Source organism: Maribacter zhoushanensis (assembly GCF_029350975.1).
Lineage (GTDB): Bacteria > Bacteroidota > Bacteroidia > Flavobacteriales > Flavobacteriaceae > Maribacter > Maribacter zhoushanensis.
Genome location: NZ_JARKMR010000008.1, coordinates 67,069 through 81,705, shown reverse-complemented (window position 1 = coordinate 81,705; position 14,637 = coordinate 67,069). Strand labels below are relative to the sequence as shown.

The 14,637-nt window shown below is 36.1% G+C and carries 13 protein-coding genes; 6 read left to right on the top strand and 7 right to left on the bottom strand.

The annotated features are described in order from the left end of the window. Positions 1–8: 8 nt before the first annotated feature. From PXD56_RS17390 to PXD56_RS17380, 3 genes are all read right to left on the bottom strand, one after another. Positions 9–638, bottom strand: a complete 630-nt coding sequence (locus tag PXD56_RS17390) for a bifunctional nuclease family protein (protein ID WP_276494603.1) — start codon at positions 636–638, stop codon at positions 9–11. A gap of 85 nt (positions 639–723) precedes the next feature. Further along, positions 724–1,692, bottom strand: coding sequence for an electron transfer flavoprotein subunit alpha/FixB family protein (locus PXD56_RS17385; RefSeq protein WP_276494602.1), 969 nt, complete (start codon positions 1,690–1,692; stop codon positions 724–726). 38 nt (positions 1,693–1,730) lie between these two features. Further along, positions 1,731–2,471 (bottom strand): electron transfer flavoprotein subunit beta/FixA family protein, encoded by a 741-nt coding sequence (locus PXD56_RS17380; RefSeq protein WP_276494601.1) that lies wholly within the window; start codon positions 2,469–2,471, stop codon positions 1,731–1,733. A gap of 173 nt (positions 2,472–2,644) precedes the next feature. On the opposite strand from PXD56_RS17380, the gene PXD56_RS17375 reads away from it, so the two are divergent. The 4 genes from PXD56_RS17375 (at position 2,645) to PXD56_RS17360 (ending at position 9,362) form a co-directional block, all read left to right on the top strand. Continuing rightward, positions 2,645–3,622: a pyruvate dehydrogenase complex E1 component subunit beta gene (locus tag PXD56_RS17375; protein ID WP_276494600.1), complete on the top strand. Its 978-nt coding sequence runs from the start codon at positions 2,645–2,647 to the stop codon at positions 3,620–3,622. Positions 3,623–3,728: 106 nt separating this feature from the next. Then, the gene (locus PXD56_RS17370; protein WP_276494599.1) at positions 3,729–6,230 is read left to right on the top strand and encodes a DUF5686 family protein; all 2,502 of its coding nucleotides are present in this window, start codon (positions 3,729–3,731) and stop codon (positions 6,228–6,230) included. A gap of 72 nt (positions 6,231–6,302) precedes the next feature. Then, positions 6,303–6,830: an inorganic diphosphatase gene (locus tag PXD56_RS17365; RefSeq protein ID WP_036156327.1), complete on the top strand. Its 528-nt coding sequence runs from the start codon at positions 6,303–6,305 to the stop codon at positions 6,828–6,830. A gap of 105 nt (positions 6,831–6,935) precedes the next feature. After that, positions 6,936–9,362: a sodium-translocating pyrophosphatase gene (locus PXD56_RS17360; protein ID WP_276494598.1), complete on the top strand. Its 2,427-nt coding sequence runs from the start codon at positions 6,936–6,938 to the stop codon at positions 9,360–9,362. 60 nt (positions 9,363–9,422) lie between these two features. Here the strand turns inward: PXD56_RS17360 and PXD56_RS17355 are convergent, their stop codons facing one another. After that, positions 9,423–10,127: an energy transducer TonB gene (locus PXD56_RS17355; RefSeq protein WP_276494597.1), complete on the bottom strand. Its 705-nt coding sequence runs from the start codon at positions 10,125–10,127 to the stop codon at positions 9,423–9,425. Positions 10,128–10,362: 235 nt separating this feature from the next. Between PXD56_RS17355 and PXD56_RS17350 the strand changes: the two genes are divergently transcribed. Beyond that, positions 10,363–11,364, top strand: coding sequence for an App1 family protein (locus tag PXD56_RS17350; protein WP_276494596.1), 1,002 nt, complete (start codon positions 10,363–10,365; stop codon positions 11,362–11,364). A 3-nt stretch (positions 11,365–11,367) separates the two neighbouring features. Here the strand turns inward: PXD56_RS17350 and PXD56_RS17345 are convergent, their stop codons facing one another. The 3 genes from PXD56_RS17345 to PXD56_RS17335 are packed head-to-tail and all read right to left on the bottom strand — an operon-like array spanning position 11,368 to position 13,569. Next, positions 11,368–11,970: an aminotransferase class IV gene (locus PXD56_RS17345; RefSeq protein ID WP_276494595.1), complete on the bottom strand. Its 603-nt coding sequence runs from the start codon at positions 11,968–11,970 to the stop codon at positions 11,368–11,370. Continuing rightward, positions 11,954–12,928 carry an aminodeoxychorismate synthase component I gene (locus tag PXD56_RS17340; protein ID WP_276494594.1) on the bottom strand — a complete coding sequence of 325 codons (975 nt, stop codon included), beginning with the start codon at positions 12,926–12,928 and terminating at the stop codon, positions 11,954–11,956. The genes PXD56_RS17345 and PXD56_RS17340 overlap by 17 nt, the downstream gene beginning before the upstream one ends. 26 nt (positions 12,929–12,954) lie before the next feature. Beyond that, positions 12,955–13,569, bottom strand: a complete 615-nt coding sequence (locus PXD56_RS17335; protein WP_276494593.1) for a deoxynucleoside kinase — start codon at positions 13,567–13,569, stop codon at positions 12,955–12,957. 193 nt (positions 13,570–13,762) lie between these two features. On the opposite strand from PXD56_RS17335, the gene PXD56_RS17330 reads away from it, so the two are divergent. Next, positions 13,763–14,620: a GLPGLI family protein gene (locus PXD56_RS17330; protein WP_276494592.1), complete on the top strand. Its 858-nt coding sequence runs from the start codon at positions 13,763–13,765 to the stop codon at positions 14,618–14,620. Positions 14,621–14,637: the final 17 nt, after the last annotated feature.

Below are 14,637 nucleotides of genomic sequence, written 5' to 3'. Positions count from 1 at the left end.
TTTAATATTTAGTTGCGTTTAGAGATTTCATCTCTCAATTTTGCTGCCTTTTCGTAGTCTTCGTTGGTGACTGCCTTTTTTAATTCTGCTTCCAATTCATCTATAGTAAGCTCCGTGTAGCCATCGCTAGCGCCTGATTCTATTTCTATAGTTTCCCCTTCCTGCAAAATTTCATCGACCATGATGCTGTCATCATTATCTTTTTGATCCTTCTCTTTAGAAGAGAATTTCAAGAAAATACCGGCTTTGTCCAATATAGTTTTATATGTAAAAATAGGAGCGTTGAAACGTAATGCCAAGGCAATGGCATCACTGGTTCTTGCATCTATGATTTCTTCGATACCATCTCTTTCGCAAATGATGCTAGAGTAAAATACACCATCTACCAATTTATGTATAATTACCTGTTTGATAACGATATCAAACCTGTCAGAGAAATTTTTGAAAAGGTCGTGTGTAAGTGGTCTTGGGGGGTTGATCTCTTTTTCTAAAGCAATAGCAATAGATTGAGCTTCAAAAGCGCCAATAACAATAGGTAACTTTCTATCGCCTTCAACCTCGTTCAAAATAAGTGCGTATGCACCGTTCTGAGTTTGGCTGTAAGAGATACCTTTTATTTTTAATCGTACTAGACTCATAGGTTTTTAACTGAAAAAGGCTGTTCGAATACTTGGGGCTCCAACTATCCGAACAGCCCTTTAAGGGGCACAAAATAACAAAAATTTAACCGTTTTGCGCTTTAAAATCCTTTAATTTTTCAATCAATTGAGGAACTACTTCAAAGGCGTCTCCAACAATTCCGTAATCAGCTGCTTTAAAGAAAGGTGCTTCAGGGTCATTATTGATGACAACTTTCGTTTTAGAAGCACTAACACCTGCTAAATGCTGAATTGCTCCAGAGATACCAATAGCAATGTAAAGGTTACTTGCTACAGGTTTTCCTGTTTGTCCTACGTGTTCACCGTGAGGTCTCCATCCAAGGTCAGATACCGGTTTGGAACAAGCGGTTGCAGCGCCTAAAACATCTGCTAATTCTTCTATCATTCCCCAGTTCTCCGGTCCTTTCATTCCTCTTCCTGCAGAAACTACGATATCGGCATCGGCAATAGTAGCCTTACCAACAACTTTATCTATTTCAACAGATTTTGTGTCATTTGTCGCTGCATCAGCAACGGCACCTATTTCTTCAACAGAAATAGCTGTTTTGTTTTCGTGAGCGCCAAAAGCATTATTGGATACGCCTACTATTTTAATATCCGTATCTATCTGAGTGTGAGCAAAACCTTTATTACTAAATGCGGTTCTTTTTACAGTGAATGGTGACGTGCTATCTGGAGCTTGAACTACGTTAGGTGCGTAACCTGCAGATAATTTTGCCGATAACAATGGCGCCAAATACTTGGTGTCTGTGCTAGAGCTTAAAATAACCACTTTTGCATCCGTACTCTTTACGGCTTCAGCAATAGAAGAAGCGTATGATCCAGCATTAAAAGTTGCTAGGGCATCATCTTTTACGTTTATGACTTTAGAAACGCCATACTCACCTAGAGATTCGTTTTCAGTGCTATTGAAAGCAATAGCAGTAACAATTGTACCCATCATTTTGGCAACTGCAGAAGCATAAGAGGCAACCTCGAACGCATTCTTTTTAAATTTTCCTTGTTCTGATTCTGTATATACTAAAACTGACATCTTTTTTTGTTTTTAATGATTACCTATTATATAGGTTATTAAATGACTTTGGCTTCATTATGTAATAGATCAACCAATTGATCTACACTATCGGCAAGTTTAACTTGACCTTTTGGAGCCGGTTTGTCAAATTTTTTGTCTTCGGTAGCTTTCGTGGCATCTACAGGTTCAACAACGGTTAATGCCTTTTTTCTAGCCATCATAATACCACGCATATTAGGTATACGAAGGTCACTTTCTTCAACAAGACCTTTTTGACCGCCAACTACTAATGGTAGTGAACTGGTCAGTTTTTCTTTTCCGCCATCAATTTCCCTTACTGCGGTAACGTTGTTTCCGTCAATTTCAAGATTAATGCAAGAATTGATGAAATTCATATTTGTCAAAGAAGCTAAGATTCCTGGTACCATACCGCCATTGTAATCAATAGACTCTCTGCCGCCAATAACTAAATCGTAACCTCCATTTTTAACAACTTCTGCCAGTTGTTGGGCAACTGAGAAACCGTCTGTAGGTTCTGTGTTAATTCTAAAAGCTTCATCTGCGCCAATGGCAAGTGCTTTACGCATGGTAGGTTCAACAGTTAGTCCGCCAACAGTAGCAATATGCACTGTAGCGCCTTGTTTTTCTTTAAACCACATAGCTCTTGTTAATCCGAATTCATCGTTCGGGTTAATTACAAACTGTACACCATTGGTGTCAAATTTGGTGTCGCCATCCGTGAAATTTATTTTAGACGTAGTGTCTGGTACATTACTTATGCAAACTAATATCTTCATGTTTAAAAAACTTTATATCAATGTTGACGAAGATAGCTAATAAAATCCGAATTTACTATGCATGCATAGTAAATTTTATAACTTTTTTTAAATAAGGCATTCTATTTTTTGACATTATATTTCATATTTTTGCTTGCTTTCTAGCATATAACAAAGAATAACATTTACCATACATGAAAACACTACAATTTAGGCAAGCAATAGCCGAGGCCATGTCCGAAGAAATGAGGAAGGATGAATCTATCTATTTGATGGGTGAGGAAGTAGCTGAGTACAATGGCGCATATAAAGCTTCTAAAGGGATGTTGGACGAGTTTGGTCCTAAGAGGGTTATTGACACCCCAATATCAGAACTTGGTTTTGCAGGAATAGGTGTTGGTTCAACAATGACCGGTAATAGACCTATTATAGAGTTCATGACCTTCAACTTTGCGTTGGTAGGTATAGATCAGATAATAAACAATGCAGCTAAGATCAGACAAATGTCTGGTGGGCAATTTCCTTGTCCTATTGTATTTAGGGGTCCTACGGCATCAGCAGGTCAATTAGCGGCAACACACTCTCAAGCTTTTGAGAGCTGGTACGCTAACTGCCCAGGTTTGAAAGTTGTTGTACCATCTAATCCGGCAGATGCAAAAGGATTATTAAAAGCGGCAATACGTGATAATGACCCTGTAATATTTATGGAGTCTGAGCAAATGTATGGTGATAAAGGTGAAGTGCCAGAAGGTGACTACACTATTCCATTAGGTGTTGCGGATATTCGTAGAGAAGGTAAAGATGTTACTATTGTTTCTTTTGGTAAGATTATCAAAGAAGCGGATAAAGCTGCCGATGAATTGGAAAAAGAAGGCATTAGCTGTGAGATTATCGATTTACGTACGGTAAAGCCTTTGGATTACGAAGCTATTTTGAAATCTGTTAAGAAGACAAATCGTTTGGTAGTTTTAGAAGAAGCTTGGCCATTTGGTAACGTAGCAACTGAAATTACATATCATATACAAGCACATGCATTTGATTATTTAGATGCTCCTGTTGTTAAAATCAATACTGCTGATACACCGGCGCCATACTCTCCTGTATTATTAGAAGAGTGGTTGCCAAACCATAAAGATGTGGTAAAGGCTGTTAAAAAAGTTTTATACAAATAAAAGTTTACTTTTGTAAAGTACCTTAGCTTCTCCGACCAAGTCTGGAGAAGCTTTTTTTATTGGTATGTTATTTGCGAAAAGAATTTTTATTGAACGACAATTTTTAATGAAAGGGATACTATTCACATTCTTTAGTCTATTTTTCTTCATAGCTCAGGCTCAGACCAAAATAGGCGGTATTGTCATTGATGACCAAGGCGAGCCTGTTTCTTTTGCGAATGTATTCTTTAAAAATTCTACAGAAGGAACCATTACAAATGATGATGGTAGGTTCTATTTAGAGTCTGAAAATGAATATGCTACTGTTATCGTTTCATTTATTGGCTATACAGATTACGAGCTACAATTAGATGCTAAAGTTGTTTATGACTTAAAAATAACCATGGTTGAAGCTGCAGAGCAGTTGAACGAGGTGGTTTTGATAGCGGGTAAGCAATCTAAAAAGAATAACCCTGCTGTAGATATCCTTCGCAAAATTTGGGCAAAAAAGCGTCAGAACGGTGTTCGTCAGTTTGATCAATATGCTTTTGATAAGTATGAAAAGGTAGAGTTCGATTTAAATACTATAGATAGCTCACTAATAAAAAGTAAAGTATTTAAGGGATTGGAATTTGTTTTTCAAGACTTAGATACTTCCCGTATTACAGGTAAAACCTACTTACCCATATTCTTGAACGAGACTTTTTCTAAAATTTATGGCGACAATAAACTAAAAGAAGAAAAAGAGGAAGTCTTAGGGAACAAGAATTCAGGATTTGAAAACAATCAGGCTATTATAGCATTTGTACAAGACTTATATCAAGAATATGATGTCTATAACAATTATTTAAAATTCTTCGATAAAAGTTTCACCAGTCCGCTCTCAAAAACGGGTGTAGATGTGTACAACTATGCGCTTAGGGATAGTGCGTTTATAGATAATAAGTGGTGTTATAATATTGTTTATTACCCCCGTCGTAAAAATGAACTGACCTTTAAAGGAGATTTTTGGGTGAATGATTCTACTTGGGCGGTAAAGAATATAAATCTACAAGTTACCAAGAGTGCCAATATTAACTGGGTAAAAGACATATATATTGAGCAAGATTTTGAGGTAATGAACGATTCTGTCTTTCTTTTGAAACGTGATTACATGTTAAGTGATTTCAGTTTTAATAAAAAGGAAGAATCGCGCGGACTCTATGGAAAGCGAACGTCTGTATATGATAATTACGAGTTTGATAAAGTAAGACCCAAAGAGGTTTATAAAAAAGATAGAAACCCCTTAGATGTCACCCAAATTATAAAGGATGATGCCTTTTGGGAAAATAATAGATTGGAAAGCTTGAACAAAGATGAACAAGGAATTTATAGCTTGCTTGATACCCTTAAAACTGTGCCTAAATTTAAAAACTACTATAATTTTATCAGCATATTAGGCTCTGGTTATGTAGAAGTAGATAAATGGAATTTAGACTTAGGTTCGGTGTATGATTTCTTTGGCTATAACACCGCAGAAGGGGCAAGAGTGAGGCTTGGGGCAAGAACATATTTTGGTCAAAATGATCTTTGGCGTATTGAGGGTTACACAGCATATGGGTTCAAGGACCACAAATTTAAACATGGTTTGGCTGGTAAAATGCTTTTGGATAAAAACAGTAGGCTAATAGTGTCGGGTGGTAATCGTAGAGATATAGAACAGCTTGGCGTTAGTTTAACCGCTACAAATGATGTTTTAGGGAGAAGTATTGCGTCTTCGTCTTTGTTGACTGTTGGCGCAAACAATAGGCTTACAAATATTAATTTAAGTGCGCTAAAATTTGAAATAGAACCGCTTACAAATTTAAAATTATCTGTGGGTGGTACCTTTAGAACTTTGAGTTCTGCTTTGCCCAATGATTTTAGTTTAGACTATGTAGACCCGGAATCGCCAACAGGAGTTTCTTCAGAAATACGCCAGTTTGATTTTAATGCGCTTGTGTTATATACACCGGGTAAGAAAACAATTGGTTTTGGTGTAGAGCGTAGAGATGTCAATGATACCTACAGTACCCTATTATTGAATTATACAAAGGGGACAAAGGGAGTTATGAATAGTGATTTTGATTACAGCAAGCTCCAATTCTCATACAGTCAACCATGGCAATTAGGTGGTTTTGGTAGGTTGTTAAGTACAGTTGAATTGGGTAAAACATTTGGTGAAGTGCCTTTAGGGCTCTTGAGTGTTGTTCCTGGTAACCAAACCTTTTTCTCCAATTACGGTACGTTTCCAAATTTAGACTTCTATGAATTTGTGACAGACACCTATGCGGCCGTACATTTGCAGCATAATTTTAATGGAAGATTTTTCTCTAGAATCCCTTTTTTAAGAAAATATAATTTAAGGGAAATAGTGGCTATACGTGGGGTGTGGGGAGATTTATCTGATGAAAATATAGCATTAAGTGCTCCGGCAACTATGAATACGCCATTAAATGCACCGTCGGATCAAATTTATTATGAATACTCTTTTGGTATAGGAAATATATTCAAGGTATTTAGATTAGATTTTAATTTTAGGGGAAATTATCTGGATAATCCAGATGCAAGAAAGTTCGGAGTTACAGGAACTTTTGGATTTGTCTTTTAATTCGATTAATTTTTACAATTATAACTAATAAGTAACGTTTCATTACAAACTAGAATTTAAACAACTTTTAATATGGCAGCAGCAAAAGGATTGACCTTTGATGTTTTAATAGAAATTCCGAAAGGAAGCAGAAACAAATACGAATACGACTTCGATTTACATAAGATTCGTTTTGATCGTATGTTATTTTCTTCAATGATGTATCCAGGTGATTACGGATTCATTCCTGAAACTTTAGCATTGGATAAGGATCCACTAGACGTTTTGGTAATGGGTACAGAGCCTACATACCCAATGACGGTAATGGAGGTAAAACCAATTGGAGTTTTCCACATGACAGATGAAAAAGGACCAGATGAAAAAATTATCTGTGTACCTGTATCTGATCCTATTTGGAGCAATAACAATGATATAAGCGATTTAAATCCGCATAGATTAAAAGAAATAGAACATTTCTTTCAAGTTTATAAAGATTTAGAAGAGAAAAAAGTAGATACAGGCGGATGGAGCGATGCTGCGAAAGCGGTAGAGATTTATCATGAATGTGTAGAAAGATATGATAATAGTGAGCACAAAGCGAAGCGCACTTTTATGATATAAATAATATTTCGCGTCATTTAAGCCACTTTTTCTAAGAAAAAGTGGCTTTTTTTATTCTATTCTAATTTACTACATTAGTTGATCTAACAACTAACAATAGATTAAATGGAGTCAATGATGATTTACATGCCAATTCTTATGGCAGTATTAGGCCTAATTTACATGGGCGTTAAAAGATCTTGGGTAATGAAACAACATGCCGGAGATGGAAAAATGAAAGAAATATCAGATTACATTTATGAAGGCGCCTTGGCTTTCTTAAGTGCAGAGTATAAGCTTTTGGCTGTATTCGTTATCATAGTAAGTGTTTTGCTTGCTATTGTTTCTTTTGTAGTACCCACAACACATATGCTAATTGTGGTCGCGTTTATTTTTGGAGCTATTTTTTCTGCCTATGCAGGAAATATAGGAATGAAAATAGCAACAAAAACCAATGTAAGAACAACACAAGCGGCAAGAACTAGTTTGCCAAATGCCTTGAAAATATCTTTTGGCGGTGGTACCGTAATGGGTCTTGGTGTTGCCGGTCTGGCAGTATTGGGTTTAACCGTATTCTTTATAGTATTCTTTCAGTTTTTTATGGGCGGTGTTTGGACGTCGACTATGGATATGACTGTTGTTCTTGAAACCCTTGCAGGTTTCTCGCTTGGTGCAGAATCAATAGCACTTTTTGCACGTGTAGGTGGTGGTATTTATACCAAGGCAGCAGATGTAGGTGCTGATTTAGTTGGTAAGGTAGAAGCAGGTATTCCTGAAGATGATCCTCGTAATCCGGCTACTATTGCAGATAACGTAGGTGATAATGTAGGTGATGTTGCAGGTATGGGTGCAGATTTGTTCGGTTCGTATGTAGCGACAGTTCTAGCGGCTATGGTTTTAGGTAATTATGTGATTAAGGATATGGGCGGTAGTATTACTGATGCCTTTGGTGGTATTGGTCCTATTTTGTTGCCAATGGCAATTGCCGGTGTAGGTATTATCATATCTATAATAGGTACCATGTTGGTGAAGATAAAGAGTAATGATGCAAAAGAAGCTCAGGTAATGGGTGCTTTAAATATTGGAAACTGGACATCGATTATACTGGTTGCAATCTCATGCTTTGGTTTGGTAACGTGGATGTTGCCAGAGACCATGAAAATGGAATTCTTTGGTGAAGGGTTGGTAAAGATTTCTGCAATGCGTGTTTTTTATGCCACTTTGGTAGGTTTGGTAGTAGGTGCGGTGATTTCATCTGTAACCGAATATTATACAGGATTAGGGAAGTCTCCTATCTTAAAAATAGTTCAGCAGTCAAGTACAGGTGCAGGTACTAATATTATTGCTGGTTTAGCAACTGGTATGATATCCACATTCCCGTCAGTATTACTATTTGCGGGGGCTATTTGGGCATCTTATGCTTTCGCAGGGTTTTACGGTGTAGCTTTGGCAGCCTCTGCTATGATGGCAACTACGGCTATGCAATTGGCTATTGATGCTTTTGGACCAATATCAGATAATGCCGGTGGTATTGCAGAAATGAGCGAACAAGAACCTATTGTAAGAGAGAGGACCGATATTTTAGATTCAGTTGGTAATACTACTGCCGCTACAGGAAAAGGTTTTGCTATTGCTTCTGCAGCATTGACATCTTTGGCTTTATTCGCGGCTTACGTAACATTTACAGGAATTGACGGAATCAATATTTTTAAAGCGCCTGTATTGGCAATGTTATTTGTTGGTGGTATGGTACCGGTAGTATTCTCTGCCTTGGCAATGAATGCGGTTGGTAAAGCAGCAATGGAAATGGTACAAGAAGTTAGGCGTCAGTTCAAAGATATTCCAGGTATTATGGAAGGTACAGGTAAGCCTGAATATGATAAATGTGTAGCGATATCTACACAAGCTTCATTAAAAGAAATGATGCTACCAGGTTTATTGACTATTGGTTTTCCTTTGGTGATTGCTTTCGTTCCAATGTTGTTTGGAATGAATAAATTGGCAATTGCTGAAATGTTAGGTGGTTATATGGCAGGTGTTACCGTATCTGGCGTATTATGGGCAATCTTTCAAAATAATGCAGGTGGTGCTTGGGATAATGCCAAGAAATCTTTCGAAGCAGGTGTTGAAATAAATGGTGAAATGACGTATAAAGGTTCGGAAGCGCATAAAGCAGCTGTAACTGGTGATACTGTTGGTGATCCATTTAAAGATACTTCAGGTCCTTCAATGAATATTTTAATTAAATTGACGTGTTTGATCGGGTTGGTAATTGCACCAATATTAGGTGGTCATGCAGAAGAAGGTGTGGCATTGGTGAATGATTCCAAAGAAGTAACCGTAGAAATGAATGTAGAAAGTTCAGATTTAGCTGAAGCTATTGTTACTTATTCTACTACGGTAAATGGTGAGTCTATTACTGAGGAAGTAGTCTATAATGGTACAAAAGCAGAGGTTGAGGCACAATTGCAAGCATTTGAAAATGCCACTGTGGAGAAGAAAGGAACTGCTACAGAAATTACTATAGAAAAAGTGGAGATTAATAAACGGTAATTTCACATTTAGATATAAAAAAAAACCATCAGCTTTGCTGATGGTTTTTTTGTTTTAGAGCTATTGTAGTTTAAATGTGATTGGAATAGCGAAGGACACTTTTACGGCTGAACCTCTTTGTTTACCAGGAGTCATTTTAGGCAGTTTGGACAAAATTCTAACAGCTTCTTTTTCTAACACATCATGTGGACCTCTTTTCTTAATAGCTCCAATAGTACCATCATTGTTGATCATAAACGTAGTATTTACTCTACCTTCAATGTTCATTTCTTGAGCTAGTTCTGGGTAACGAAAGTTTTTAATAATATGCTTTTGCATCATTTCATTAAAACAACCGCGTTTGTCTTTGGCATTTTCACAACCTGGGAATACAGGAACTTCTTCAATGGTAATCCAGTTTACTTTTACTTCTTCCTCTTCTTCTATAACCTCAAAATCTGATGCGTCTACAACCTCGGTTTCCGTATTTACTTCGATGGCGATAACTTCAGTTTCTTCAATAGGATCATCATCTTCAATAATTTCTATCTCAGTTGGTAGAACTGGTGGTTTTGGTGGTGGAGTTACTTCTAATTGAAAAATAGGGGCATCTTCTTCAATTGAAGGGTCTACATCGTTCATGGCAACATCTATATTGTAAATTGGATCGAATGTTTTCCATTCTAAGGCTGTATATACCATGGCTAATACTAATAGTAGTCCCACTACAAAGAACATTCCGCTCTTTTTGTTTAGGTCTTTCTGTGGATTCTTTTTTGGTCTCATAATGTTTAAATTTTAGACTTGTGTAAACAAGTAGGGTTATTATTCGTTTTTGCTTGTCTAAAACTATGAGAATACTATAGGTTATAAAACGAGTAATGAGTTAACGCTGCTATTGAGTGAGTGAAACCGACTTTCAATTAAAATACAGGTAGAGAATGATTGTTTAGTAGTAGGAAATTCGATTATTCTTCAAATAAAATTTTAAAGGTTGTTGAAAGACCGTAATTTTAACACCATGGGTATTTTCAAAAAAGATAAACTTCAAATCATCAACTTTCAGTCATACGGTAGTGCTACTCGCCTATATGTAAGAGGGAGGGCAATTGAAGATGAAAATATTGATTTGGATCAAAAAGGTTTTTTCAATTTAATTAAAAATACATGGAAGCGTTTTGAAACCGATGAAATCAAAAACGCACCCTTAAAGATTACATTTTCGAACGGTAAAACAGTAGAAGGGGTTACCGATAGTGATGGCTATTATCTAATTGATAAGAATATTGAGGGGTTACAAGAATTGGCAAATGAAGAAGGTTGGGTAAAGTTTGAGCTTTCATTTGTCAATACAAATTTAAAAAGGGAGATTCTTTTGCAAAATAGATTTCCTGGTGAGATGCTAATACCTTGTAAACAGGCTAAATTTGGGGTGATTAGTGATATTGATGATACTATATTGCATACTGGTGTAGTGTCTTCCTTAAAATGGAAAGTAATTTTGAATACCATGTTCAAAAGAGCTACCAAGCGTTCGCAATTAGAAGGGGCTTCAGATTTTTATACGAAACTACATCAAGGTAAAACGGGAAATGAAGCCAATCCTATTTTTTACGTAAGCCATAGTCCATGGAATTTGTATAGGTATCTAGAACTGTTTTTAACAACAAATAATTTCCCTAAAGGTCCGGTATTATTACGCAGCATGGCAAGTTTTAAAATGCGTAAAAAAAGTGACGAAAAGCCTCAAAAGCAAAAAGAGATCAGTAATCTTCTAAAATCCTATCCAGATTTGCCGTTTATATTAATTGGTGATAGTGGTGAGAAAGATGGCGATATCTACCAAGAGATTTCTGCACTGTTTCCAGGTAGAATTAAAGCTATTTATTTACGTAGTGTAAATCATACCAAGCGAATGAAAAGGGTAGAAAACTTATTTTCCGATTTTAAGGATATTCCGTTCTTAATGGTCAACAAAACTTCTGAAGCTATAGATCATGCTAAGAAAAACGGATTTATCTAACCATTATTCGCGTTTAATATTTGAAACGGGCACCCATCTAGTAGGATCAAAATCATTAAGGGCATTGACTAGTTGAAAGCTTTTAAAATTTTGTATGTCAACCTCTAAAATCCTTTTTTCTATAATCTTATTTTCATCCAATAACCTGGCTCTGCAGGTCCCTTCTAGTAAAGGAGTTGCCGGTGTAATAATCTTTTCGCCATCTGTAAAAAGAATGTTGGCATAAGAAGTGTCTGTTATTAGTCCGTTTTTAATAATAAGAACATCGTCAAAATCTCCTTTTTGCTTGTAGAGGTTGTTTAGTTTTTTACGATTATTTCTTTTTACGCCGTATGATATAGTGTCGTCGCTTACTAATTGTAGTGTTGTAGGTATGCTATTCTCATATTCAGAAAAGGAGAATCGTGTACCATGTTGCTTATAGCCAATACGTAATTTGTATTTTAAAGAACTGTCTAAATTGGTCAAATGAATACCGTCAAACAACGAGTAGGATGGGTGGGTTTTATATTGAAGTATATAAGATTTCCTAAATCTAGCTTCATGATAGTCGGCATTTTTAATTTGACTATTTTCAATACAAACAGATTCAAATAATGGGTACATATATTTTTTCTAGAAGTTCTTGATATTCCTCTTCCATCTCGCTTAGGTGGGTAATGCCACCGCCACTTTTGTAAACAAGGGTATCGTCTATTTTTTCAATAAATCTAATACTAACGGCGCTATCAATGTGTTGTCCGTCAAATACGCCAAAGATTCCGGTATAGAATCCTCTGGGTGCAATTTCTGCCTTAGAAATAATCTCTAAGGTTTTCTTTTTAGGAGCTCCGCTTATAGATCCTGCGGGTAGCGTTTTTAATAATAAAGAGGCGAACTCGTTTTTCCAGCTTTCAGGCAGCTCTCCTTGTATTTCGGTACTGGTCTGTAGCAGCTCTTGATTACCTTTTTTAATTTTATCTATGAATCTAAATTTATTGACCCTTACTTTTTTGGCAATCATGGAAAGGTCGTTTCGTATAAGGTCAACAATAGTATTATGCTCGTATAGCTCTTTTTTATTTGAAAGCAACAATTCTTCAGCATTGGGTACATCGCTATTGATAGTGCCCTTCATAGGATAGGAGAAAATGTCTCCATCTTTTACCTTTAAGTAGCACTCAGGAGAAAAGACCACAAATTTATCCTTGTATAAAAGCTTATATGGAGCATGTGCTTTTTGGTAAATATCATCTAAGTCTACGCTTGTATTAAGTGCGGTAGGAAAGGTGAGATTTAGCAAAAAGCTATTGCCAGTATTTAGTTCGTGCTTAACGGTAGAAAAAGCTCTTTCATAAATTTCTTTAGAAACCAGTGTTGGCTTTAAATCAAAATTTACGTTTTCATGTATTGTATTGGGAAGGTTTTGATCGTTGCCCTTACCTTTAATATTGAAATAGATGTTTTCGTTTGCAGCTTCTTCAAAAGTATAAACCTGTTTTACCGATTTTTCAAAATCTATTATAAAGAAAAACGGAATCTCATCTTGAAGAAAGCGTGTCACTTTGTTTTCAAAATCTTCCAATGGTTTAGGGCTTTGCGAAAGTGAACTTAAAATAGACCGTTAATTTGAGCGTCAATTTTGTTAAGTATGCTACCTAAATCTTCAGGATTGTCAACGAAATCCAAATCGTCAACATCTATGATCAGCAAGTTTCCTTTTTTGTAACCATGAATCCAAGCTTCATAACGTTCGTTCAATCGGCTTAAATAGTCAATTGAAATCGTGTTTTCATACTCTCTTCCTCTTTTATGAATCTGCTTTACCAAATTTGGTATAGAACTACGTAAGTAAATTAGAAGATCTGGCGGATCAACCAAATTTTCCATTAATTCAAACAAGCTAGAATAGTTTTGAAAATCTCTATTGGTCATAAGACCCATAGCATGTAAGTTGGGTGCAAAAATATGAGCATCCTCGTATATGGTTCTGTCTTGAATAATTTCTTTTCCGCTTTCCTTAATTTGTAGAATTTGACGGTATCTACTATTTAAAAAGTATATCTGAAGGTTAAAACTCCAGCGTTCCATTTGGTTGTAAAAATCATCTAAATATGGGTTCTCAACTACATCTTCAAAATGAGCTTCCCATTTATAATGTTTTGCAAGTAATCTGGTTAGGGTAGTTTTCCCGGCACCTATATTTCCGGCAACTGCTATGTGCATAGAATTAAATTGATTAATGGTTGTGTTCTTGTTCCTAAGAATATTCAATGGTACAAGATACAAGATAACTACAGGAAGTAAAAACATATTTGTTGTATGGCATAAAAATATTTACCTCAATTCATTTATTAACGAAAATCGATTAAACCAAAAGCAAAAAATGATGTCATACTCTTGAATTAAATTTTAAGACATGATAAAATATAAGTGGTTTATAGCATTTGTGATTGTTTTTATGGGTGTAAGCATGCAAGCACAAGACTTTCAGGGTAAAGCGGTATACCAGAGTAAAACTCAGGTGAACTTTGATTTTGGCAATAGAAATATACCAGAAGATAGAAAGAAAGATATGATGGAGCGTATAAAAAAAGCTAATGAGAAAACCTTTGTGCTAACTTTTGATAAGGTTGCATCTATTTATAAAGTAGAGGAAAAGTTAGATCAGCCAGGTACAGGTGGTGGAGGTCGCGGACCGCGTTTTGGTGCAATGGCAGGTAATGATGGTGATTTGTATAAGAATATTCAGGATCAACAATATCTGATCAAAAATGAGCTACTGGGTAAGATTTTCTTGATTGATGATGAATTAGAAGCATTAGATTGGAAAATGGGTAGTGAATCTAAGAAGATTGGGAATTACACTGCGTTTAAGGCAACTGCTACAAAGACTATTAAACGAGCAAATATGAGCGCCGTTTTTAGAAGACCGGGTAGGGGAGAAGAAAATAAAGATGAAGCTAAAAAAGAAGAAGAGTTTATTATTAAAGAAGTTGAAATAGAGGCGTGGTATACACCTGAAATCCCCATAAATCAAGGTCCGGGATTGTATTGGGGTCTGCCAGGGTTAATATTAGCAGTAAACGATGATGTTACAACTATTGTCTGTTCAGAAATAACTATGAATCCGTCAGAGAAAATGGAAATAAAAGCACCTACTAAAGGTAAAAAAGTTACTCAGGCGGAGTATGATGAAATATCTCAGGAAAAGATGAAAGAAATGCGAGAGAATTTTAGAAACCGTGGAGGTCGTGGCGGCGGTAGACCAAACTAAAATTAGTACTTCATAAT